Below are 18,945 nucleotides of genomic sequence, written 5' to 3' on the forward strand. Positions count from 1 at the left end.
CATGGAAAGCACGCTCATTGTTCAGCATAATATTCTGTATTCTCGTGGGTATCAGAAGGTACAACGTAGCGAACACTACTTCCCCGACCATGCTTTAGGGATCATGCTGGCGGGGGAATCGTCCTATTATTCGACTGGTGGCACCTTTGTTATGAACGAAGGGACGATCGGCTTAATGCGCCGAAATCAGTTGTTCAAAAAGCTCAAAAAGCCGGGTCCAACCGGTGAGCCGCCCACATTAATCAGCGTATTTCTTGACCAGGAGGCCTTACACCAGTATGCCTCGGACAATACGATTCTCAAGCAACGGGTCTACAAAGGCCAGGCTATGATTGAGCTGACCCAAAATGAGTTCTTGAAGGGTTTCTTTCACTCGTTACGGCCCTATATTGATCACCCTGAAAGACTGACGGCCAAACTAGCGGCCCTTAAGACGCGTGAAGCCATTGAATTATTGCTGCAAACGGATGATGCATTGGCTTCTTTATTGTTTGATTTTCAGGAGCCCTACAAGATCGAGCTGGAGACGTACATGAACCATCATTATCAGTATAACATTCCTCTGGCCTGCTTTGCCAAACTCACGGGCCGTAGCCTTTCCAGCTTCAAGCGGGATTTTGCCAAGATCTTCGACACGACGCCCGAAAAGTGGTTACAGAGCAAGCGCTTGGAGCAGGCCCACTATCTGATGTCGACCCAAAACCTTCGTCCCTCAGCGGTGTATCTGGAGGTTGGTTTTGAAAACCTGTCGCATTTTTCGACGGCCTTCAAGAGCAAGTTTGGCGTAAAGGCTTCCGATTTGTCGACCGGCACCGGCCTTTGATTCTCGTAGGCGAACTGAGCGTGCGCAGGCAATTTTGGGCTAGCCCTGTAGTCTTGCTTGATACGGACTCGTTACGTCTAGCTTATTTTTTGTTGAACCATTGAACGTACTCCAATACATGGTTATCGGGATGGCTAAAATAAACCCATGTTTCCTTCCCTTCGATCAGCCGCGGGCCCTCAACAATGGGAATGCCTTTAGCCTGTAGATCCGCAACCGCACTAGCCATATCCAGCACTTCCAGACAGTAATGAGGCCAGAAGGGTTTGCGGCTGGAGGGACTACCGTAGTTATGGATTAAATCTTGAATAAGCTCCAGGTGCGCCGTGCCCAGCGAGACAAACGCATATTCTTCCTGTTCCTGGTGATTGATGACTCGGTGATCGAGCTGAAAACCTGGTTTCTGGGTATAAAGATGAATGGCTTCATCCATACTCTTGACCTCAAACCCACAGTGGTCTACCTCCATGCCAAGGAGTTACTAAAGCAAATGTAGGGGTTGAAGAGGCAAAATTAAGCGACAATTGGGTAGAAAGAAGATGCTGTATGCCCATTATGCATTGTTATTTCCTTACTGATCCTACCGAGTGGACTGCAGTAACGGTCCACTCGGTAGGATCATCGTCTCTTAAAAGGCTGGCCTTATAAGCTGACTACTGCAACACCTAGCCGGCAAGGAATAACCCATACTCACTTTAAGCTACCCTACCTCCTACAACGCTAAGCGACTCAACAGGGCTGCTCTTACACCATAAAAACAAAGAGCAAGAGGATGAGAACTTTACGTCTGGTAAGGTTTCATCTTTACTCAGTCCATACACAAGCGCAATGAGTCCCTATAAACGCGTCAGTAACCAGGGCTACAAAACAAAAAGACATGCTATTCTAGCATGTCATTGGTAAGCACAAAAGCACAAAGGAAACCTTTCGAGCTAAGCTAGTGCCACGTTTACGGCGTTTAAGCCTTTCTTGCCCCGCTCGACATCATAGGTAACTTTGTCATTCTCCCGAATCTGGTCAATGGTTCCTGATACGTGGACAAACACATCCTCACCACCCTCATCGGGTTTGATAAAGCCGAAGCCTTTTCCTTCGTTGAAAAATTTTACTGTTCCTGTTGGCATTGGTATTGGGTTGAAAATTTGTTCAAAAACGGAAGAACGACTTAGAATTGCAAATTAATTTATCCACTCCCTGGGAGTAGCAGAGTTGGCTCGATGGTAGAAAGAATGTTGTGCGAAGCTAATCTGATCAGAAAAAGCTTGCCATAGGGAATTAAACTCAGCGTATGATAGCCGTTAAGCTGGGCAGCCATTAAAGTAGAAGCCTAGACTTGTAAAAGCCAATTACTCGCAAAAATGCTCTTTATTATCTGAGCTTACTATTTGATCAGTGATGACTATACAGCAGTTTAAGATTGAACAGCCATCGAAAACTCAATAATAACCCCCGCAAAAGCCAGTTATCTTGTGATTTTTTATACGCCGGTTACGTTAGTTTAGCCGGAGGATCGTTTCCTTCTTAGTAGACAGAACCTGATGGAAATAGGTATCGATAGCTTCGCTTCAGCGATGTATGGCACTAACGAGTTAAGGAGTGTGGATGCCATGGAGCAGTTGCTCGATCGCATTGCCTTTGCTGACGAAGTTGGACTGGATGTGTTCGGTATAGGCGAACACCACAAAAAGGAATTTCTTGATTCGGCAACGGCTGTGATTCTGGCTGCGGCTGCGGCACGTACCAAAACTATTCGCCTGACCAGTGCAGTAACCGTGCTGAGTGCAGCCGACCCGGTTCGGGTGTACCAAAGCTTTGCTACGTTAGATCTCATATCCAAAGGCCGGGCTGAACTGGTGGTTGGTCGGGGGTCGTCGGTAGAGGCTTACCCCCTGTTCGGTTTCAGTCTGAATGATTACGATGCCCTGTTTGAGGAAAAGCTGGAACTGCTGCTTAAGATTAGGGACCAGGAAGTAGTTAACTGGAAGGGAAAATTTCGGCCTCAGTTAGTCAATCAACCCGTATATCCCAGGGCTTTGCAGGAAAAATTGCCGATATGGCTGGGTGTAGGCGGCACCCCGGAATCCTTTATTCGGGCAGGCAGTTTAGGGTTGCCACTGATGGTTGCCGTTATTGGTGGCGAAACGCACCGCTTTCGTCCGTTGGTGGACTTGTACCGGAAAGCTGGGGCGATGGCAGGCTTTTCAGCTGAGCAGTTAACGGTGGGGTTGCATTCGCCGGGCTACGTAGCCGCTACCAATGAGCAGGCCGAGGCCGACTATTATCCCGGTTATGCCGAATTATGGACGAAACTAGGCAGAGAGCGTGGCTGGCCGCCGGTTACCCGGCGACAATTCGAGGGCTTACTATCGTCAACCGGCGTCTTGGTAGTGGGTGGGCCGGAGCGTGTTGCTGAAAAGCTCATTCGGCACAGCGAAGCGCTTGGTGGCGTTGATCGATTTACGTTTCAGATGGACAACGCCGGACTAACCCACGCCCAATTGATGGCCTCGATTGAACTGATCGGTAAAAAAGTCATCCCCTTACTGAAGGCAAAGTAGGTCTTTCTGTCTAGCTAATAGGAAGCCAAGACGATAGCCATCCACTATCCGTGCGACTACTTCTCGGGGCAGGTTAAGTCAACTAATGATTTTTGGGTTGACCCACCAATCTATCGTTCGGGCCTGTCAAAATACTCATGTACACAGAATGTACATGAATGCCGCATCGTGTACGTTTTTTTCTAATATTTGTACATGAATCAATTTCAAGCCAAACTTCCTTATAATAAGCTTTCTCTCTTACAGCCTGCCCGAGAACTCGTTGAAACCATACCGGTCCTGCGTCAGGAAAGCCGGGTGGCTCCAGCGCTGGCTAAATGAAAAGGACTGATTCTCAGCATTAACTGAACTTTTCAAAATCAGCTGACAGAAACGTCCAATTAGAACAAGCTGTTACTTTTACTCAAATAAATAAATGCGTAATTACTTAGTTACTTAATTATCTATTTATTCAATTACTCATTTATTCATTTGAGTAAAGTATTGTTCATACGCTGCAATACTTACGTCCTTAATTGTGGTACTGTTTTCAGCCGCATAGACCTTAATTTTCTTGGCCAGTTCTGCTGGTACAAAGAAATTCAATTTCACCTCGGCTTCGGCTGCTTTCACGACTACGGGCCGCACTTCCTGAATGGGTGTCGATTGCTCAGGTAACTGTTTGATTAGATCGCCCATCTTGGGACGTTCGGTTTTGGTTGTTTTTGCCATTAGCGTAGTTGGTTTAAAATGTCAGTAGCCAGCGATTGAATCTCGTCTTTCGCTTTCTCATCGTCGGACTCGAACACACCCGCTGTCAGCGGGGACCGGGTAAAGCTCACCCGCTGGTGAATCATCGTTCCCAAAAGCGGTAAATCGTATTCCTGAAGAACTTCTTTTACCTCCGTCGTCAGTGAGGTTCGGGGCATGACCATATTAAGAACAATGCCTGCTTTTAGGCCAGGGCGTTTCTTCATTGACTCGTTTAGCAGAGCAATGGTCGCCCGTACCGCCATCGCATCCAGTACCCCCGGCTTTACGGGTACGAGTACATAATCCGATAATTCGAATAGCTCCTGTAAACGATTCGTCAGATAAGGCGGTGTGTCGATGACCAGCAGATCATAATCCGTCAGCGATTTTGCCAGCACCGCTTCGGGTGAAACTAAGTCGATGCCTGTTACCAGTTTGCCGAGACTGTTGATCGAGCCCTGTAAGTCCGTATCGGTTACGGCTACCGTTGCCGAATCCGCAAAGCAGTAAGCCAGATTAAGCGCCAGCGTGGTTTTACCTACCCCGCCTTTTTGGTGAGCCACTGTGATCGTTTTCATACCAGCAAGGTTATACACATTTACTCATTTATGCAAATGACTATTTACACAATTAAGTAAATGTGTCATACATACTATTTTTCTCTACTGATTTACGACTTCCGGCTTGGTGACTCAGCGCTTTGTTAAGTTTGTTTATTCTGGAGGGGTGTTTGCTATTCGGCGCAGGTTTCGTGAAATAGTAGATATATGTCTAACAGAGGATAGAAATCTCATAGCATACATCTTTCTTTATACAAGCTCTAAAGTTTCTACCGCCAGAAATATGTACATATTTACTCAAATACTTAATTGATTATTTGAGTATTTGAGTAAATACACAAATAATCAATTAAGTATCAGCGCATTAGCGCATTTACATCCCCCTGATGATAGCTTAATCGTATTCTTGTCTAGTATTTCGTAATCCATGTCGATCTGTTGATACAGTAAACAACCTACTCGTTGATCAAATCAGATCACCTTTGCGTTTTACTCAAGAGTATATCTTGTAAAAGGGTAGGGTAGCGGTTAAGTCTACCTAGTGAACAAAAGTTAACGGTTAAGTTCTCATTCCCGTTTTACGTATTTCTGCCAGTTGTGCTGTTCGCAGAACCCCAGCACTTCCCGGATCTTGCGATTAGAAAACAAAGCCTCGTGCTCCCCCAATTCACGCGTGATGGGTACACCCGGAAAGAACCTTGCCGCCAGTTCCCGGCTGGGAATCACCGCCCCGTTGTGATCGTTGCCCGCGTTGAAAATTTGAAAACCTAAGCCATCCTTTTGCAAACACAGATCCACAATCTGACCCAGATCCCGCGCGTCGATGTAACAGAACGCGTTCCGGCGTCGCACTTCGGGGTGCGCAAAATAATAGGGAAACAACTCGGCGTATTCATGCGGTTCAATGACGTTGCCGATCCGAAGAGCGTATAGGTCAGCCCCGGACCGGCGCTGAAAACTGCGGGCTGTTTTCTCGTTGACAACCTTCGATAAGCCGTAGCTGTCCATCGGATCAACATCATAATCCTCTTCCAGCGGTAGCACGTTGGGATTGGTTTCTCCATCCGAAAAGCAGATGCCATACGTAGTCTCCGAGGAGGCAATAATGATCTTTCGAATACCCAGTTTAACTGCCGCTTCAATCACATTGTAAGTACCTATCGTGTTGACCCGAAACGTTTCATTATCCGGTTTGATCAAGATTCGGGGGATGGCCGCAAAATGAACGACTGCATCGAATTTGGGGACGCCCTGACCCGGTTCCAGCTCTTCCAGCCCAGCGTATGAACTGAGGGCGTTGAACATTTGTCCAGAGTCGGTGATATCCGCAATCAGATTATCAACCCCTGGATGATCCAGCGGGGTTAGGTCTACGTTCATCACCTGGTGGCCCTGCCCCAGCAGGTAGGGGATAACATGCTTACCGGCTTTCCCTGATCCCCCCGTAAAAAATACTCGCATCTTCGTTATATGGTCTACTGGTTTTGCTTGTCCTACCGCGCGTCAATCTCCGCGTTGCTTTTTTACTTACTAGTAAGCGTTGTGGTTTGAGAATGTTTAGGCAACGACTAAACGATGAGCGTCCTGTCGCTTTAGCACAGCAGACTCATCACCTGGAACAGGAGGGACAAGTTTGGCAAATGAGTGGTGACAGCTGACCATCCGTTGATGTTGCAACAGACAGGCCATAGTGTCAACTAGGCTATTCGCTATGTTTTATTTGTATTATACCTAACAAATAAGTAACATAGCCGCTCAGGTGTAGAAACGGACAGGGCTATGCAGCCAGAGAAGCGGTTAAGGAAAGAGGGTTTTGTGAAAGCGACGGTGGATACAAACCTGCGTGTTCCTTTCTTTTTGTCACTCGTCCAGGCCGGGTTTCCCTCGCCAGCCGACAACTACGTCGAGCGGGTCTGTGACCTCAACGACTTGTGCATCACCAATGCTGAAGCCACCTTCTTTGTGCGGGCCGTGGGCGATAGCATGGAAGGGGATCACATCCAGGAAGGCGATGTACTGGTCGTGGACTGTTCGCGGGACGCAACCGACGGCAAGATTGTGGTGGCCTGGGCCAATGGGGGCAACACCATCAAGCGTATCCATTACGCGGGCGGTCCGTCGCGCGGGGAGATGATTGTGCTCATGCCTTCCAACCCCAACTACGAGCCGATCTACATTCATCCCGGCGACGACTTCCGGCTCTTTGGCGTCGTTACGTTTGTTATTCACAAAGTGTAGTCATTATGCTTGGACTCGTCGATTGCAACAACTTTTACGTTTCCTGCCAGCGTAGCTTTGACCAATCGCTGGTTGGTCGCCCGGTGGTGGTGCTTTCCAACAACGACGGTTGCGTGATTGCCCGATCCAACGAAGCTAAAGCAATCGGAGTGAAGATGGGAACGCCCTACTTTCAGATGAGCGAGCTGATTCAGCAGCACTCCGTTACTGTATTCTCTTCAAACTACACGCTTTACGGCGATATGTCGGCACGGGTAATGGCGACGATTGGCCGCTTCGTGGAAGAGGTCGAAGTCTATAGCATCGACGAAGCCTTTCTGAACCTGACGGGCTACGAATCCTTGTACCGTAAAGACGGTTTGCCTGACCTAACTCAGTTCGCCCAGACCCTACGCCACACCATCGACCAATGGACACGTATACCCGTCTCCGTTGGCATCGCCCCCACCAAGACCCTGTGCAAAGTCGCCAACTACTACGCCAAGCGGGAGCCCCAGCATAACGGTGTTCTGTTACTGGACACGAATACCAAAATTCAGGATGCCCTGGAGGACTTCGCCATTGGTGATCTGTGGGGCATCGGGAGCCGATACGCGGGCATGCTCAAACGCAACGCTATCCGCACGGCGGCTCAGTTTCGTGACCTTCCCGACGACTGGCTGCGGGAAAAGTTAACCGTCAACGGCTTACGGCTGGCCTATGAGCTGCGGGGGAGGCCCTGCAAGCTGCTGGAGATGGAAGCCCAGCCCAAACAAACCATCTGCACCGCACCCTCGTTCGGTAAGCTCATTCCCGATCAGGCTACGATCACCGAAGCGCTGACCACCCACGTCAGCCGGGCAGCGGAAAAGTTACGCAAACAAGGCTCGGCAGCCGGTGCAATTACGGTGTTTCTGCACACCAATCGCTTTAAGCGATCTCCGAACGGAGAACTAGCGAAACAGTACTACAAAAGCCAGACGGTGGAGTTGCCCCACCCGACGAGTAGCACCCCGGAACTGGTGCGGTACGCGCAGGCCGTACTGAGCGCTATTTTTGCCTTCGGCTACGATTACCAGAAAGTAGGGGTGATCCTATCCGATCTGGTCCCTATGGATTATCAGCAGGGGCACTTATTCGCCGACGGTCCCGACGCGCGACTGGCAAAACTGTCCCCGGTAGTCGATAAACTGAACCAGCGGCATGGCCGGGATAAGGTGCGGCTGGCGGGAGCGGGGTACAACCCCACCTGGCACCACAAGCGGCAGTACCTGTCGCCCTGTTACACAACCCAGTGGAAAGATATTCTGCTGGTGAAGTGACACCGAACGTCAGTACTGAAAAAGTCGAATGCAGCCGTAACGAAACACGATATGAAATAGGAGGTACCGGAAAGACCTACCCACAGCCACAAACCTTATTCCCATTCTGTTCTTTTACGCAGATGATACAAAACCATCCAGCGCACCATCAGACTTTAATCCATTGATTGAGCTAGGCTACCGGACCGCAGGTTGATAGTCGTTGTAACCTTTCATCGGGGAGCGAAGTAGTCTCAGAAACTTAGCTGAAATGTGAGATTTTCAGCTTGATTCGTGAGACGGCATTTTGAGACTTTGTTTTATTGACAATATTTCCAAGAACGCGATTGCTATCTCTATCTCAAAAATGGGGCGTTTACCGAAATACGATGGAATGAATCTGCTTAGGAATACCTCAAATCTTATCCCGCCAGGGCTCTAGCTTGGCCAGGATCGCTTCGGTAGTCGAGCTAAATTTAAAGTTGATCTTGTTAGGATACTCCTTGTAGAGCTGAATATAAACCCGGCAGAAGTCAAGAGGGCTTTGGTTGATCAACGTCGCTAAAACCGCCTTCCCTTTGTGGGTTTCAATCTCTTTGGCCATGCGGTAGCCGGTGTAATAAGCCGTTTGGTCAAAAACGGTCGTGAACCCAACATTGTACAATTGTTCCTCACTGGCCGTCGAATCATAATACGCTGAAAACAGTAAGCTTTCAAACAACACAAAGTTCTGCCGCATGCGCTGGCGGTTCTGTTGGTACTCGCTCTGGCGCTGCATGAACGAGGTAGGCTTTCCGCTCGTCGTGACATCGCCGACCAACTGAGCGGTCCCCTCCGACCATAAATTAGTCAGCAACATCGACGCAGTGGCTACGGGTTTTGGCAGATTCCCGGCTAACGTCTTTTTTTTTCGGGCTCGTTGGCCGACCTGCTGAACGGTGTGGTAGAGCTCATGAGTGACTAACGAAACCAAGCCTTCATAATCGTTACCGATCTTGTGAAGGGCAACGTTAAACGTATCATCATCCCCAATGGTAAAGCCTGTTGCGCCCCCCCCGACTAAAAAGCAGGCGCGAGCGGTTACCTGACTGGTGGTCGGCGGGCAATATGGGATTAGGCAACGCTTCACATCGTCCAGAAAGGAGCCTTTGGCTTCGAGCTCACCAATCATGTGCTGAACGGTCCCTAGACTAGTTTTGACTACTTTCCACTCGAAGGGATCTTTTCCGTTAACCGTCCCGGTTTCGATCAACTCGCGTAAGGTTTGCTTAAAGACCGCTTCTGTCCCTGTCTTGTCATAGCTGGTCACTTTAGCAATCAACTGCTGATTGCCATACAGTTTGGCCACTTGGTTTAATTCTGCATCGGTTACCTGTGTTTTGGTCAATAACCCAATGATGGCTTTAGCACTCTCAAAATCAAGTTGTATCGTTATTTTCGCTTCAGGAGCGGCTAAAGATTGGCTGCGTAGCGGGTGTCCAATGGCTAAAAGCCAGACCAAAAATAGTACGATTGTTTTCATAGCAAATGCCAGTAATAGGCCTCAACAGGGTTCTTCTTTGAAGGCGGGTTCGCAAACGCCCATTCGATTACCCTTGTAAAGAGTGTAAAAAAGATTACTGCGTTGCATTATCATTTGATTTATACTTGAGCAATTATTCTCATCAAATGCTCGTGGCTGTTGCACAACTCACTTGTGGTCTGAATAAGTGTCAAATCGAATCATTTAACTGCTCTGGGAAAACGTTTTAACGTTCAGATTTGATTAGTAAAGAAGTCCAACTAGCTAACTTCTCTTTCGAGTTAGAGTTGTGCAACAGCCACGCTCCCACTTGAGACGAAGCAAATGAAAATTCAAACGGCACCAGGCACAAAGGGCTATGCGGATATCGCTCAACAATTCATTCAAGCCACCGTCGCCATCGACTTCCTGGATTTGCATCGTGATTTCCTGCCATTTATCCCTAAACAGCCCAGTCGCATCCTGGATTTGGGAGCAGGCATTGGCCGAGATGCCTACGAACTGGCCAAAAGGGGACATTCGGTTATCGCCCTTGAACCCATTGACCAATTCCGAATTGCTGGAGAAGCATTATACACTTCGCCATAGCTTGAGTGGATGGATGACTGCTTACCAATGCTGAGCCAACTTGACCATCATGCTAATGAGTTTGCCTTCGTCTTGGCATCGGGCGTGTGGCATCATCTTGACGATAAGCAGCAATCAATGGCCATGAAACGAATCGCCCACTTGTTAGAGCTAAACGGTCTTTTCGCCCTTTCCCTTCGGCATGGTCCACCCGGTGCAGGTAGCCACATTTTTCCCACCAGCGGTAAACAAACGATACAGGATGCTCAAGCTTGCGGCCTGACAACCTTATTGTGTCTAGAGAATCAGCCAAGCTTGATGCAAAACAAAGAAAACGTTTCTTAGACAAGGCTAGTCTTTCAAAGATGAGGGCGTTAGGAGAACTAAGTGGTGTGTGCTTCAATAGTTCTCAAAAAAGGCTCCCAATTGAGATTTATATGATTACTCTGTCCGCAAATCGGGCATTTACTGAAATAATCGTAGATGTCATTTTACAAACCCACACTCAACAGCCTACGTTTGTAAAATCTATCCACTTATCGGTGAAGGTAACAGGGACTGAGCGAGCATAAAATGGGTGTATGTGGGGTTCATCTGTTTCGGTAGGGATAAGCTATTTCTACCTTATTTCTGGTTGTGCTTGCAGATGTTTGATATATCAATTAGTTTTGCAGCAATATGAACGTGTTTTCCTTAGATGACTCTGTTGGCTACACCATCAATATCATTGCCAACCTACTGAAACGGGAACTCAATGAGGAGTTCAAGCGAGACGGCGTGGAGGTGATGGCCGAGCAGTGGGCCCTGCTCTTGCGCTTACAGGAGCACCCTGGCATGAATCAACTTGAGTTAGCCCGGGCTACCTCACGAGATAATGCGAGCGTAACCCGATCCCTGGTCGTCTTGGAAAAAAAACAGCTTGTCCAACGACAGCAAGTCGATCAGGATCGTCGCGACAAGTATCTGGCCTTAACGCCGGCAGGTCAGGAATTAGTACCACGGATGGTGTCGTGTGCCCAACAGGTGTTAGAACGAGCCACCCAGGGAGTGACAACTGAGGAGGTTACACTGTTTAACCAAATCGTTCGAAAAATGATCGATAATCTGAGCTGATAAAATTTACCTTATTAATTGATATATCAAATGCTTTTATGGTCAACCGCCGAAATCTTGCCCGAGTCCACGCTGCCGCTGGCATAATCGCTTGGTGTCTGATCGCCAGCTTTTTTACTGGCTCGCTGATGAGCGAGCTATTGGGCAGTCCTTCCTGGGTTGTGCTGGTCAAACGAACCATCTTCTACACTATGTGGGCGATGGTGTTACTGGTACCTCTAGCCGCCTTGACGGGCCGGAAGCTGGCCGGAAAGGGGCATAACGTTATTATCGAGCGCAAGCGCAGACGAATGAGGTGGATCGCTCCCAATGGGTTGTTACTGCTGACGTTAGGCTCCTATCTGTATTATAAAGCCAGCCAGGGCCAGTTCGACCCGTTTTTCATGGGTGCACAGCTCGTCGAGTTGGCCGTGGGATTGACCAACCTAGTCTTGTTAGGGTCGATGATTCGGGACGGATTCCGCCTAAAGCGTCTGTACCAAGACCAGCTTCCACAAACTCACCGTCCAACTTTATCCTAAATCGTATTCAGTTGATCTCACCCCTCCTAGGGGCTTATCCAGTTAGTTAACCCGAATCAATTAAATCAGATGAAACTAGTATTCAATAGTTTAGCGGTTATTAGCTCGGGTATGTTTGCCGGGGTACTGTTCGCCATCGGTGTGTTGCTGGGTGGTTATTGGAAGGAGCTGTCGGCGGTGGCCTTCCTGGATTCCTTCAACACATTCTTGCCCCTTGTTCCCCGCGCCATCGCCGTCGGCCTAGTTGCGGTGGTGGGCCTTACCGGTTCGGTCTGGTTAAGCTGGGGGGATAGAGAGGTTCGTAGGTTGTGGTTGCTGGCAGCAGGCTGTATCGGGATGTTATTTATTCTTACTGCGGTCTGGTTCGCCCCGACTAACAGCCAGTTTGCGGCTCGGTCGCTGCCTTTAGCTCAAGTGTTGGCCAAACGGGATATGTGGCTAATGCTCCATAGTTTACGCATCGTGTTCGCTGCGGTGGCATCTATCTTGGGGATCATCGCCGTTAGCCGCTGAGGACTAAAACTGCTGGTGTTGTAAGCAAGCATACAGTTGTTTAGTAGTAACCACATTGACTAGTGGAACCAACCGTACTGCGTAACATCAATATGCATATTCTCAAAAATCGCTCCCTAATGAGACGAGGTAGGTTTCATACATCTGCTTCAATAAATGGGCGTTTTTAGAAACATAACTTAGTTTGAAATTTCGTACTCTAAATTACATAAACAGGTTGCTGTTGTAAAACAGACTTCAATACTTCTATAATGGACAATATATCCTTGCTACAGATATAATGGGAACACAATCAACTGTTTATGGGCGAATTACTGTCAGTAAGGATTTCGATAAGATAAAAACCTATTTTGATAACTTGCCCTATGATGCCACATTTCCGTATATCCCTAAGGATATTTTTATGGTTGGGCAAACGACAGAACCCATATTTCGCGATGAACTGATTATAACATTTGGAGCTACATACAAGGCTGTTGAGGATTTTTGGCCAGAATACATCTTAAGGTTTGAGCGTATTTTGAAAGAAATAGAGTTTATCTCTGTGGTCATGCATCTTGAGACAGAGTTCATGGGAACTTACTGCTTCTATTGGAAGAGTAAAAAACCAAATGATATTATTGATAGCAGGGATAGATGGATTGAGATGCCCAACTGGTATTTTGGTACAGGCAATCGAGATATGTGGGGATACTTACTAGAATTAGACGATAATAAACAAGAATATCCTTTCGGCTTTTCTTACCCTGTTCAGCCAGACCACGCTGTTTAACTTTTGCAACAGCCACGGCAATTTATCACCTTACCATATTTCATTTTTAAAAAATGCTCCTACCTGAGACAAGAAGCGAATAGAGTTTTATGAATCTGCTTATTAATAAGTAGTTGACCTTGTGTCTTGTACTTTAGCTAACAGAGCGCCACTTATACGACACAAAAAGATCTGCGCAGTTAAGGATGTTATACTCCCTTAAATTAAATCAGCCATGAAAATCCTGCTCGTTTTAGCTGGCTTCGTAATGATGATCAACTCCTCTTGTCAACAAGCCGATGTAGTTGCTGATTCTGGCGTTGACGTACGCGATCAACGGATCGGTGTCTACGTGTGTGAGGTCAAACTTAAGAATTATACTACTCAGCAAGTCTCTTCCTCTTATGTTGATACATTAGAGATTTCCAAACAGGGGACTACCGAACTACTAATTAAAAGTAAAAAAGGTGTTCAAATACCGGCGCTCAAATCGTTGGATGCAATTGGCCATGCGTATGGGGGGGTGGCTACTGTTTTAAGTTTTCGCCAAGGCCAGTCAATCCAAACTGACGGCGGAGAGCTACTGATGAGTAGTGGTCCAGACTCTGACTTTTACGAATATAAGGGTGTTAAAATCAAGTAGTTTCTAAGGAGACGTATGCTACTGACCGGCGTTGACGGGTATTGAAAAAATCACTGTCTCACAAATCGCTCCTGAATGAGACGGGTAGGGCTGTCATGAAACGGTGCTGTAATGGATCCTTCGACCAAGTTACAGCACAGTTCGGTTTCTCTCGTATCAAATTTCCTACAACCTAGAATAGAGCCGCAAAAGCAGGTAGCCTCTGCGGATTTGCTACTCTCGATGACTAATTCACTTTTGAACGGCAGACTAGTAGAATCCTAATCAACGTCAATAAGTTTGAGCTTGGCTAAGTCAATCTTGAGCCGCCGTTCGGGACGGAACCGGGGCAGTTCGTTCACAAAAAGTGTCTTAGGCTTTGTTAACTTGATACCCTGCTGGCGGGCCAGCGTCATCGCTTCGGCTTCAATTTCGCGCTGACCGCGCACAGGGGCTCCCTCCATCGTAACGACGGTATGGATGTGGTCGATTTCACCGGTCTCGCCGTTGTAAACGATGCAGGTTCTGGTTTGCTGGGGCCTGGTTCGTAGACCTGCCGTTTGAATAAGATCCATTGTTTGATTTGCGTTTACCAGTACGTTAAAACGGGCGTTGCATAGCCATATCCCTGAAAAGCCCATACCGAGAACGTGACGCTGGTCACCTGCTCATGAGAAAAGCTGGTCACCGTGTTGCCGTCAAAATTTACGGTCTGATCGGCTCCCGAAGGCAGCCGGTGTCGATAGCCATTGATGTAAGCGCGCACGGTACCCTCGTCACTGCTGACTTGGGATAATGTGATGTACGCCAGAGTATACATCGGCGGAATATCGAAAGTCATGGTCTGGGTCTTATTCTTCGCCCATAACCAGGCGGTTGACATACCAGTCATACGTGTTCTTGATTACGTTGTTTGGTCCTTAGTCGTAAGTACAGGCGATCTGGTAAACACCGAGTCCTGATACTTTTTTTATGGGACTCTTGCTCACCGTTCAACGGGCGTAGCCTGCCTGTAAGAGCTACTTTTACGTTCTGGTCAATATCTGCCAGATCGTTTTGCGGTGCGACGTATCAAACAACTGCCCATCAATCGGCCAATTGTCCCATTCTTCCAAATCCATCCGTCTGTCGATCAGGCGCGGTTTATCGTCTTCGGCTTGTTGGGCTGCTTTGCGCCAGGCGTCGCGCCAGTTCATGGTAGAACGGTTTATCAGTAGGTAAGCTAGTCGTCTCATGCCGGGTTAGACGCTTGATTCTTCCGTTGTCACCGGCTCTCTGACAAAAAAGCCTGACCGCAGCACCGTCAGGCTTTCTACACTTAACTAATTCAAATTAAAAATCGGGCTTAGCACCGGCTCAGCAGCTCTACTGCAAAACAACCGTATTCTCCACAGGCCATTTGCTGATCGGCGACCTGGTCCATTTCGGTGATCGTAAATACGAGCGGTGGTTTAATCCCCGCGTTGACCGTAACGGTGTCACCCACAGTCAGTATAGGGGCGGGTGTCTGGCAGGTAATCAGCAACGAATCCTGAATTATCGGGTGATCATCAGCATTGGATAACTGACGGGTATTTTCTCGCAATGGGTCCATTGTTAATCGGTAGGGTAATAGGTAACCGTTTTAAATGAAAAACCCCGAAACGGGGTTCGAGGTCGGTTCATTTGTCCGGTCATTTGCCTATGGCAAATGAACATTGGATCAAAGATAGCATTAAGTAAACAATTATCAACTTTATAGACACATATTTCCTCTGTCGTTATAGGCATTTGAAAACTGTCCATTGAAACGACTCCTTTTCCTCCAGTCAAGGCCGCTTCGTTAAGCAGCTATATAGTAAAGTGCTTTGGTCAGCCTATCGACCTAAAACAAAACCGGGAGCTGTTTACAGCTCCCGACTGCTTAGTTAACAAGTTCTTTTGGTTTCTCCTGCTGGCGGCTGCGCTCCAGTATTTCTTTCAGGGTCAGCCGTTTGGTATCAGGATAGCTGTCAAAGTGCTTCTGCTGCTCCTCTGATGCCTCAACCATGCCTTTCTTATTCCGTTTTGTTTGCATGATACTCCTTTAGTTTAGCCTGCTTTGTCTTCCACGCGTTCAACACCCGAATCCGGTCGCCTGGCTGCCTGATTACGAATAGATCAGAAAGTACCCGGTTTTGATTGCTTAAGCCGCGAATCATATACCGTTCCTCACCGGTCTGTTCGTCGCTGTAGGTTTGTGTAATCAGCTGATGACCATCAGCAAAGACGCTTTCAATCTCTTGTTGCTCAATAAAACGACCGCTATCCTGAATCCGTTTCAGCTTGGTTAGGTTACCGTCATCCCATTCAAAATTCATGTACTCGTTTGTTATACGCTAATCGCTGAAACTTGTGGTAAAAGTACGAAGTATCCAGCCTCTAAATTCTATTCGTTCAATCCATGAACTGTTCGCAGCCAGGCAGCGTAGGCGGACGGACGCGACCGGGGCCGGGCGGTTGAGGGCATTCGCCCGAAGACGCTGGCTCCCGGACGCGACCGGCCACTTGCCGCAACCCGTCGTTGGCGAAGCGCGCCTGATACCGGAAGCCCGCACACACGCCCAGGATTCCGGCTCCCATTACAGAATCTCAAAGTAAGGCGTAAAAAATCCGTCCCAGAAGTCGCGCCAGACCTGTTCCCGGTTCCGGTAGTCGTAAAGCAATCCGGTATTGTGCAGAAAATCAACCCGCTTGGTGGGTCCGTCGGCCTGCCAGCAGTTACCGGTTTCGTCCAGACAGATCAGTTCCCGGTAGGTTCGCACTAAGCTAAGCGCTCCCGATGCGTCCGGGGCCTGGTGCTACCGCTCGGCACCAACGGCGATAATCAGGATCAGCTTATCGGTCTGCCGCACCAGATCGCCTACCCGCCAGTCAGGAGCCGGGTCCGGTGACGGGGTCTGGTAAAGCGGATCAGGTTCGGATTCCTGTACGCAGCGTAGGGTGTCGAGGATCAGACGGTTCGGTGGTGTAATCGGCAGGGTCATACAAGTTAGGTTTAGGACCGCGATCCCTTGCAGCATCGCGGTCAGTGAATGACAGATTTGGTTAGTGGTGCTGGTTACCGTACCGGTCGGTGCGCAGGAGCCAGCCGCCCCCCAGCATCAGCACAAACAGAACCAGCGTTTTAACGGTATACACAGACATCAGGAGCATAGCACAGCGGGGTTTAAAACGGGTTCACGGTTCCACGACGAGGGCGTAAAGGGCTGTCCGGCTTCCTGGCGTCGCTTCCATTCCCGCAGCAAAGCCCGATACTTTTTCCGTCCGGTTTCGACGAAACACGCAGGTGGCTCCACGATCCAGATGTTGTAAGGCTTGATTTTCTGGACCCCAATGAACACAAACCGATGGGCGTTAACGCTGTCGAGGTAAAACGCGGCCTGCCGGTCGTAGTCGTAGGTGTGCAGACTTTTCAGGAAATCGGCGTGGGTGCGCTGGCTCGTACTTTTGAAGTCGATCACCAGCCGGTTCCGGTGAACCAGGTCGAGTTTTGATTTCAGCAGCAGGCCCGTAGCCGGGTCTTTCCACAGCTGCACCGATTCTTTGCGGCTGAATTGCAACGCCCAGCGGCAATAGGCATCGGCCTGTACCTGCTCCGCTACTTTATTCAGTAAATTCCGGTCAACGCTTTCGGGCATGTTAACGTTTGTATTCGGTTCCAGAATCAGCTCATGCAGGGCGGAGCCAAAAGCCAGGGCACTGGCTGGTTGATACGGGCGGTAGCCAAAAATCCGGTTTTTAAATTCAGTGAGGTCTGAATTCGAGATACGGGGTAACGAACGATAGTCCATATACGTGTTTCAGGTTATAGCCGGGAGCGGGTTAGCGTTCCCGGTTGGTGGGGGTTCAGAAGGAGATAACGATAGTGGGTTCGATAGTCGTAGGCACATTGCCCCGGAACGTAATCAGCGGTCTGACCTGTTCAGCGGTCAGCGTCGTGCTGATCGTTTGGCCCTCGGCATTGTAGCCGCAGATCAGCCCGTTTCCGGCAAAGGACCGGTCAAACCCGGCAATGGAAAACTTAGTGGGCTGCGGCTCGTGCAAAAGCCCTTCATCATCGAGCCACAAATCAGTTTCATCATCCAGCACAACCCGGTCAACACAAGTACAGCTGATGGCCGTATACATGGCGGTTATTCCGCTTTCGATTTCCAGATCATACACGTCCTGTTTCTCTACGTCTATTTTTATCGCTTTCATTTTCAGGGTGGGGTGGTTTATGGTCCCAATACCTGTGCAGGTATCGGGACCGGTGGATTTATACGTTAGCAGGAGCGGGTAACTGAGCGGGTTCGACAGCTACCGGAATCGTTTGGAGCGGCTTGGGAAACGTGTCCGATACCAGATGATAGACTGCGGTCTCGGTGATGGTATCGGCCCGGAAAATATCAACAGAACGGGCAAACTCGCCTAGTTCGGCTACCGTAGCCGGGTCAGCCAGGACAAACCCAAACTTAGCCAGATGCCAGGTTCCTTTTGTCTGCTCTTTTTCAAAGGCTTTTTTCTCGCTGGTAATCGTCAGCACCACATCGGCCAGACTCAGATCATCGTAGAAAAGTGTTTCGATCAGATTGTACAACTCATTGACCGACGAGTTATTGAACATGATCGAACAGAGCGCATTAGCCGAATCCACGAAGAACAGTTCAGCCCACAGTTCATTTTTACCCCGTGCAAACAGGTTTTCGGTAAAGATGCGCCAGACAATCGGCTGAATGGTCAGACTGTTTCCCACGTCAGTAATTCCGTTGATGTTGAAGCGTCCGGTCTGGCCGTTAAACCGGTACTGGCGGGGTCGCCCGGTCAGGTATTTGATGGAGAAAGAAACTTCGGCGGTGTCGGTGTCTACGTGTTTGTAAGCCATTGTATATGGAATTGAAATGGGAGAGATCAAAAGCCGGGAGCGTACCCCGTCCCGGCATCGGGGTACGTTACCGGGCGGCACGAATGGTAATAACACCGTCCTGTGTTTCGACGCTGACCAGCTGGCCGGGCGCGAAGCCGGCGGCTTTGAACCAGTTGCCCGACAGTTCTAGGGAGGGCGAAACGGACATCCTGCGGTTTCCGACAGTCCCGCTCACCTTGTAGCGGGACTGCACTTTACGGGTGCGGCTGTTCATGGAC

General features: G+C 48.8%; 31 protein-coding genes. 12 read left to right on the top strand and 19 right to left on the bottom strand.

The window, feature by feature from the left end; genetic code table 11:
* Window position 1: 1 nt before the first annotated feature.
* Complete coding sequence (locus M0L20_RS28420) at window positions 2-823, top strand: helix-turn-helix domain-containing protein (protein WP_248480576.1); 822 nt, start codon at window positions 2-4, stop codon at window positions 821-823.
* Window positions 824-905: 82 nt separating this feature from the next.
* On the opposite strand, the gene M0L20_RS28425 is transcribed toward M0L20_RS28420, so the two are convergent.
* The gene (locus M0L20_RS28425; RefSeq protein WP_248480577.1) at window positions 906-1,292 is read right to left on the bottom strand and encodes a VOC family protein; all 387 of its coding nucleotides are present in this window, start codon (window positions 1,290-1,292) and stop codon (window positions 906-908) included.
* A gap of 463 nt (window positions 1,293-1,755) precedes the next feature.
* Complete coding sequence (locus M0L20_RS28430) at window positions 1,756-1,947, bottom strand: cold-shock protein (RefSeq protein WP_232564125.1); 192 nt, start codon at window positions 1,945-1,947, stop codon at window positions 1,756-1,758.
* A gap of 414 nt (window positions 1,948-2,361) precedes the next feature.
* On the opposite strand from M0L20_RS28430, the gene M0L20_RS28435 reads away from it, so the two are divergent.
* Both M0L20_RS28435 and M0L20_RS30275 read left to right on the top strand, forming a co-directional pair.
* The gene (locus M0L20_RS28435; RefSeq protein WP_232564124.1) at window positions 2,362-3,381 is read left to right on the top strand and encodes an Atu2307/SP_0267 family LLM class monooxygenase; all 1,020 of its coding nucleotides are present in this window, start codon (window positions 2,362-2,364) and stop codon (window positions 3,379-3,381) included.
* Window positions 3,382-3,576: 195 nt separating this feature from the next.
* A complete protein-coding gene (locus M0L20_RS30275) occupies window positions 3,577-3,702 on the top strand; it encodes a hypothetical protein (protein ID WP_262924056.1) in 126 nt (41 codons plus the stop codon).
* Window positions 3,703-3,840: 138 nt separating this feature from the next.
* On the opposite strand, the gene M0L20_RS28440 is transcribed toward M0L20_RS30275, so the two are convergent.
* The 3 genes from M0L20_RS28440 to M0L20_RS28450 form a co-directional block, all read right to left on the bottom strand.
* Window positions 3,841-4,092, bottom strand: a complete 252-nt coding sequence (locus M0L20_RS28440) for a hypothetical protein (protein WP_248480578.1) — start codon at window positions 4,090-4,092, stop codon at window positions 3,841-3,843.
* Complete coding sequence (locus M0L20_RS28445) at window positions 4,092-4,691, bottom strand: nucleotide-binding protein (RefSeq protein WP_248480579.1); 600 nt, start codon at window positions 4,689-4,691, stop codon at window positions 4,092-4,094. Before M0L20_RS28445 ends, M0L20_RS28440 begins: the two co-directional genes overlap by 1 nt.
* A 549-nt stretch (window positions 4,692-5,240) precedes the next feature.
* Window positions 5,241-6,134 (bottom strand): NAD-dependent epimerase/dehydratase family protein, encoded by an 894-nt coding sequence (locus M0L20_RS28450; RefSeq protein WP_248480580.1) that lies wholly within the window; start codon window positions 6,132-6,134, stop codon window positions 5,241-5,243.
* Window positions 6,135-6,452: 318 nt separating this feature from the next.
* On the opposite strand from M0L20_RS28450, the gene M0L20_RS28455 reads away from it, so the two are divergent.
* Both M0L20_RS28455 and M0L20_RS28460 read left to right on the top strand, forming a co-directional pair.
* Window positions 6,453-6,911, top strand: a complete 459-nt coding sequence (locus M0L20_RS28455; RefSeq protein ID WP_248480582.1) for a LexA family protein — start codon at window positions 6,453-6,455, stop codon at window positions 6,909-6,911.
* 5 nt (window positions 6,912-6,916) lie between these two features.
* On the top strand, window positions 6,917-8,212 hold the full coding sequence (locus M0L20_RS28460) for a Y-family DNA polymerase (protein ID WP_248480584.1): 1,296 nt from the start codon (window positions 6,917-6,919) through the stop codon (window positions 8,210-8,212).
* Window positions 8,213-8,606: 394 nt separating this feature from the next.
* On the opposite strand, the gene M0L20_RS28465 is transcribed toward M0L20_RS28460, so the two are convergent.
* On the bottom strand, window positions 8,607-9,713 hold the full coding sequence (locus tag M0L20_RS28465; RefSeq protein WP_248480586.1) for a DUF5700 domain-containing putative Zn-dependent protease: 1,107 nt from the start codon (window positions 9,711-9,713) through the stop codon (window positions 8,607-8,609).
* Window positions 9,714-10,037: 324 nt separating this feature from the next.
* Here M0L20_RS28465 and M0L20_RS28470 point away from each other — a divergent pair, with 324 nt between their 5' ends.
* From M0L20_RS28470 to M0L20_RS28500, 7 genes are all read left to right on the top strand, one after another.
* On the top strand, window positions 10,038-10,301 hold the full coding sequence (locus tag M0L20_RS28470) for a class I SAM-dependent methyltransferase (protein WP_248480587.1): 264 nt from the start codon (window positions 10,038-10,040) through the stop codon (window positions 10,299-10,301).
* 27 nt (window positions 10,302-10,328) lie between these two features.
* Window positions 10,329-10,625 (top strand): class I SAM-dependent methyltransferase, encoded by a 297-nt coding sequence (locus M0L20_RS28475; protein WP_248480589.1) that lies wholly within the window; start codon window positions 10,329-10,331, stop codon window positions 10,623-10,625.
* 333 nt (window positions 10,626-10,958) lie between these two features.
* A complete protein-coding gene (locus M0L20_RS28480) occupies window positions 10,959-11,393 on the top strand; it encodes a MarR family winged helix-turn-helix transcriptional regulator (protein ID WP_248480591.1) in 435 nt (144 codons plus the stop codon).
* A gap of 38 nt (window positions 11,394-11,431) precedes the next feature.
* Complete coding sequence (locus M0L20_RS28485) at window positions 11,432-11,914, top strand: hypothetical protein (protein WP_248480593.1); 483 nt, start codon at window positions 11,432-11,434, stop codon at window positions 11,912-11,914.
* A 69-nt stretch (window positions 11,915-11,983) separates the two neighbouring features.
* On the top strand, window positions 11,984-12,427 hold the full coding sequence (locus tag M0L20_RS28490) for an anthrone oxygenase family protein (protein WP_248480595.1): 444 nt from the start codon (window positions 11,984-11,986) through the stop codon (window positions 12,425-12,427).
* A gap of 280 nt (window positions 12,428-12,707) precedes the next feature.
* The gene (locus M0L20_RS28495; RefSeq protein WP_248480597.1) at window positions 12,708-13,199 is read left to right on the top strand and encodes a hypothetical protein; all 492 of its coding nucleotides are present in this window, start codon (window positions 12,708-12,710) and stop codon (window positions 13,197-13,199) included.
* A 214-nt stretch (window positions 13,200-13,413) separates the two neighbouring features.
* Window positions 13,414-13,821 carry a hypothetical protein gene (locus M0L20_RS28500; RefSeq protein WP_248480599.1) on the top strand — a complete coding sequence of 136 codons (408 nt, stop codon included), beginning with the start codon at window positions 13,414-13,416 and terminating at the stop codon, window positions 13,819-13,821.
* 260 nt (window positions 13,822-14,081) lie between these two features.
* On the opposite strand, the gene M0L20_RS28505 is transcribed toward M0L20_RS28500, so the two are convergent.
* The 13 genes from M0L20_RS28505 to M0L20_RS28565 all read right to left on the bottom strand — a co-directional run bounded on the left by M0L20_RS28505 (window position 14,082) and on the right by M0L20_RS28565 (window position 18,941).
* On the bottom strand, window positions 14,082-14,375 hold the full coding sequence (locus M0L20_RS28505; protein ID WP_248480601.1) for a hypothetical protein: 294 nt from the start codon (window positions 14,373-14,375) through the stop codon (window positions 14,082-14,084).
* 14 nt (window positions 14,376-14,389) lie between these two features.
* Window positions 14,390-14,692, bottom strand: coding sequence for a hypothetical protein (locus M0L20_RS28510; RefSeq protein ID WP_248480603.1), 303 nt, complete (start codon window positions 14,690-14,692; stop codon window positions 14,390-14,392).
* A gap of 133 nt (window positions 14,693-14,825) precedes the next feature.
* The gene (locus tag M0L20_RS28515; protein WP_248480605.1) at window positions 14,826-15,035 is read right to left on the bottom strand and encodes a hypothetical protein; all 210 of its coding nucleotides are present in this window, start codon (window positions 15,033-15,035) and stop codon (window positions 14,826-14,828) included.
* A 110-nt stretch (window positions 15,036-15,145) separates the two neighbouring features.
* Window positions 15,146-15,394: a hypothetical protein gene (locus tag M0L20_RS28520; RefSeq protein WP_248480608.1), complete on the bottom strand. Its 249-nt coding sequence runs from the start codon at window positions 15,392-15,394 to the stop codon at window positions 15,146-15,148.
* 309 nt (window positions 15,395-15,703) lie between these two features.
* A complete protein-coding gene (locus M0L20_RS28525; protein WP_248480610.1) occupies window positions 15,704-15,856 on the bottom strand; it encodes a hypothetical protein in 153 nt (50 codons plus the stop codon).
* Window positions 15,837-16,139: a BrnT family toxin gene (locus M0L20_RS28530; protein ID WP_248480612.1), complete on the bottom strand. Its 303-nt coding sequence runs from the start codon at window positions 16,137-16,139 to the stop codon at window positions 15,837-15,839. The genes M0L20_RS28525 and M0L20_RS28530 overlap by 20 nt, the downstream gene beginning before the upstream one ends.
* Window positions 16,140-16,215: 76 nt before the next feature.
* On the bottom strand, window positions 16,216-16,401 hold the full coding sequence (locus tag M0L20_RS28535) for a hypothetical protein (protein WP_248480614.1): 186 nt from the start codon (window positions 16,399-16,401) through the stop codon (window positions 16,216-16,218).
* Window positions 16,401-16,583, bottom strand: coding sequence for a hypothetical protein (locus M0L20_RS28540; RefSeq protein ID WP_248480616.1), 183 nt, complete (start codon window positions 16,581-16,583; stop codon window positions 16,401-16,403). Before M0L20_RS28540 ends, M0L20_RS28535 begins: the two co-directional genes overlap by 1 nt.
* A 36-nt stretch (window positions 16,584-16,619) precedes the next feature.
* The gene (locus tag M0L20_RS28545; RefSeq protein WP_248480618.1) at window positions 16,620-16,805 is read right to left on the bottom strand and encodes a hypothetical protein; all 186 of its coding nucleotides are present in this window, start codon (window positions 16,803-16,805) and stop codon (window positions 16,620-16,622) included.
* Between the two features lie 159 nt (window positions 16,806-16,964).
* Entirely contained in the window at window positions 16,965-17,612 is a 648-nt protein-coding gene (locus tag M0L20_RS28550; protein ID WP_248480620.1) for a PD-(D/E)XK nuclease-like domain-containing protein, read from the bottom strand.
* Between the two features lie 55 nt (window positions 17,613-17,667).
* Window positions 17,668-18,021 carry a DUF3846 domain-containing protein gene (locus M0L20_RS28555; RefSeq protein ID WP_248480622.1) on the bottom strand — a complete coding sequence of 118 codons (354 nt, stop codon included), beginning with the start codon at window positions 18,019-18,021 and terminating at the stop codon, window positions 17,668-17,670.
* Window positions 18,022-18,079: 58 nt separating this feature from the next.
* On the bottom strand, window positions 18,080-18,685 hold the full coding sequence (locus tag M0L20_RS28560) for a hypothetical protein (protein WP_248480624.1): 606 nt from the start codon (window positions 18,683-18,685) through the stop codon (window positions 18,080-18,082).
* Window positions 18,686-18,752: 67 nt separating this feature from the next.
* Entirely contained in the window at window positions 18,753-18,941 is a 189-nt protein-coding gene (locus tag M0L20_RS28565) for a SymE family type I addiction module toxin (protein WP_354004301.1), read from the bottom strand.
* Window positions 18,942-18,945 lie beyond the last annotated feature (4 nt).

The sequence above is a fragment of the Spirosoma liriopis genome (genome assembly GCF_023196085.1).
Classification (GTDB): Bacteria; Bacteroidota; Bacteroidia; order Cytophagales; family Spirosomataceae; genus Spirosoma; species Spirosoma oryzicola.

Excerpts from the sequence above, each read along its gene's own strand:
- M0L20_RS28530 (WP_248480612.1), bottom strand. The coding sequence starts at position 16,139 with ATGAATTTTGAATGGGATGACGGTAACCTAACCAAGCTGAAACGGATT.
- M0L20_RS28435 (WP_232564124.1), top strand. The coding sequence starts at position 2,362 with ATGGAAATAGGTATCGATAGCTTCGCTTCAGCGATGTATGGCACTAAC.
- M0L20_RS28555 (WP_248480622.1), bottom strand. The coding sequence starts at position 18,021 with ATGAAAGCGATAAAAATAGACGTAGAGAAACAGGACGTGTATGATCTG.
- M0L20_RS28465 (WP_248480586.1), bottom strand. The coding sequence starts at position 9,713 with ATGAAAACAATCGTACTATTTTTGGTCTGGCTTTTAGCCATTGGACAC.
- M0L20_RS28450 (WP_248480580.1), bottom strand. The coding sequence starts at position 6,134 with ATGCGAGTATTTTTTACGGGGGGATCAGGGAAAGCCGGTAAGCATGTT.
- M0L20_RS28535 (WP_248480614.1), bottom strand. The coding sequence starts at position 16,401 with ATGGGAGCCGGAATCCTGGGCGTGTGTGCGGGCTTCCGGTATCAGGCG.
- M0L20_RS28430 (WP_232564125.1), bottom strand. The coding sequence starts at position 1,947 with ATGCCAACAGGAACAGTAAAATTTTTCAACGAAGGAAAAGGCTTCGGC.
- M0L20_RS28510 (WP_248480603.1), bottom strand. The coding sequence starts at position 14,692 with ATGACTGGTATGTCAACCGCCTGGTTATGGGCGAAGAATAAGACCCAG.
- M0L20_RS28475 (WP_248480589.1), top strand. The coding sequence starts at position 10,329 with ATGCTGAGCCAACTTGACCATCATGCTAATGAGTTTGCCTTCGTCTTG.
- M0L20_RS28455 (WP_248480582.1), top strand. The coding sequence starts at position 6,453 with ATGCAGCCAGAGAAGCGGTTAAGGAAAGAGGGTTTTGTGAAAGCGACG.
- M0L20_RS28495 (WP_248480597.1), top strand. The coding sequence starts at position 12,708 with ATGGGAACACAATCAACTGTTTATGGGCGAATTACTGTCAGTAAGGAT.
- M0L20_RS28440 (WP_248480578.1), bottom strand. The coding sequence starts at position 4,092 with ATGGCAAAAACAACCAAAACCGAACGTCCCAAGATGGGCGATCTAATC.
- M0L20_RS28545 (WP_248480618.1), bottom strand. The coding sequence starts at position 16,805 with ATGACCCTGCCGATTACACCACCGAACCGTCTGATCCTCGACACCCTA.
- M0L20_RS28485 (WP_248480593.1), top strand. The coding sequence starts at position 11,432 with ATGGTCAACCGCCGAAATCTTGCCCGAGTCCACGCTGCCGCTGGCATA.
- M0L20_RS28460 (WP_248480584.1), top strand. The coding sequence starts at position 6,917 with ATGCTTGGACTCGTCGATTGCAACAACTTTTACGTTTCCTGCCAGCGT.
- M0L20_RS28560 (WP_248480624.1), bottom strand. The coding sequence starts at position 18,685 with ATGGCTTACAAACACGTAGACACCGACACCGCCGAAGTTTCTTTCTCC.
- M0L20_RS28480 (WP_248480591.1), top strand. The coding sequence starts at position 10,959 with ATGAACGTGTTTTCCTTAGATGACTCTGTTGGCTACACCATCAATATC.
- M0L20_RS28565 (WP_354004301.1), bottom strand. The coding sequence starts at position 18,941 with ATGAACAGCCGCACCCGTAAAGTGCAGTCCCGCTACAAGGTGAGCGGG.
- M0L20_RS28420 (WP_248480576.1), top strand. The coding sequence starts at position 2 with ATGGAAAGCACGCTCATTGTTCAGCATAATATTCTGTATTCTCGTGGG.
- M0L20_RS28550 (WP_248480620.1), bottom strand. The coding sequence starts at position 17,612 with ATGGACTATCGTTCGTTACCCCGTATCTCGAATTCAGACCTCACTGAA.
- M0L20_RS28520 (WP_248480608.1), bottom strand. The coding sequence starts at position 15,394 with ATGGACCCATTGCGAGAAAATACCCGTCAGTTATCCAATGCTGATGAT.
- M0L20_RS28445 (WP_248480579.1), bottom strand. The coding sequence starts at position 4,691 with ATGAAAACGATCACAGTGGCTCACCAAAAAGGCGGGGTAGGTAAAACC.
- M0L20_RS28525 (WP_248480610.1), bottom strand. The coding sequence starts at position 15,856 with ATGCAAACAAAACGGAATAAGAAAGGCATGGTTGAGGCATCAGAGGAG.
- M0L20_RS30275 (WP_262924056.1), top strand. The coding sequence starts at position 3,577 with ATGAATCAATTTCAAGCCAAACTTCCTTATAATAAGCTTTCTCTCTTA.
- M0L20_RS28500 (WP_248480599.1), top strand. The coding sequence starts at position 13,414 with ATGAAAATCCTGCTCGTTTTAGCTGGCTTCGTAATGATGATCAACTCC.
- M0L20_RS28470 (WP_248480587.1), top strand. The coding sequence starts at position 10,038 with ATGAAAATTCAAACGGCACCAGGCACAAAGGGCTATGCGGATATCGCT.
- M0L20_RS28490 (WP_248480595.1), top strand. The coding sequence starts at position 11,984 with ATGAAACTAGTATTCAATAGTTTAGCGGTTATTAGCTCGGGTATGTTT.
- M0L20_RS28515 (WP_248480605.1), bottom strand. The coding sequence starts at position 15,035 with ATGAGACGACTAGCTTACCTACTGATAAACCGTTCTACCATGAACTGG.
- M0L20_RS28425 (WP_248480577.1), bottom strand. The coding sequence starts at position 1,292 with ATGGAGGTAGACCACTGTGGGTTTGAGGTCAAGAGTATGGATGAAGCC.
- M0L20_RS28505 (WP_248480601.1), bottom strand. The coding sequence starts at position 14,375 with ATGGATCTTATTCAAACGGCAGGTCTACGAACCAGGCCCCAGCAAACC.